Origin of the sequence: Burkholderia sp. BCC1638 (genome assembly GCF_902833195.1) — a bacterium.
Taxonomy (GTDB): Bacteria; Pseudomonadota; Gammaproteobacteria; order Burkholderiales; family Burkholderiaceae; genus Burkholderia; species Burkholderia diffusa.
The window spans coordinates 1-463 of sequence record NZ_CADFEC010000130.1; the positions used below are offsets into that span (position 1 = coordinate 1).

At 72.8% G+C, this 463-nt stretch carries 1 protein-coding gene; it reads right to left on the bottom strand.

All coding sequences use genetic code 11. From position 1 onward, the window contains the following. Window positions 1-40 precede the first annotated feature (40 nt). The coding region (locus HWX22_RS31545; RefSeq protein ID WP_175917021.1) for a GNAT family N-acetyltransferase at window positions 41-463 on the bottom strand (423 nt) is incomplete at its 5' end.

Here is a 463-nt window from a genome sequence, read left to right on the forward strand (position 1 = left end):
CACGGGACGATCGATGAAGAACGACGGCATCGACCTCCCCTCAGCCGCCCGGCGGCACGAGCGGCGGTGCCGCCACCAGGCGCGCCATCAGCAGCCCGTCGGCCAGCTCGCCGTCGCGGATCGCGTGGGCGCGCGAGAACGCCTCGGTGACGAAGCCGAAACGCTCGTAGAGCGCGATCGCGCGCGTGTTGTCGGCGAACACGTTCAGCTCGATGCGGCGCAGGCCGAGCTCGCGATCGGCGGTGTCGAGCATCGCCTGCATCAGCCGGGCGCCGATGCCGCGGCCCGCGTAGGCGTCGTGCACGGCGATGCCGAAGCTGGCGCCGTGCGAGCGCGGCGGCGGATGCACGAATAGCGCGAGATGGCCGACCACCTTGCCGTCGATCACCGCGCACAGCGCGAAACCCTGGCCGGCGCCGCTCACCAGCGGCGCGTGCCAGTTGCTGACCACCTCGGCCGGCCG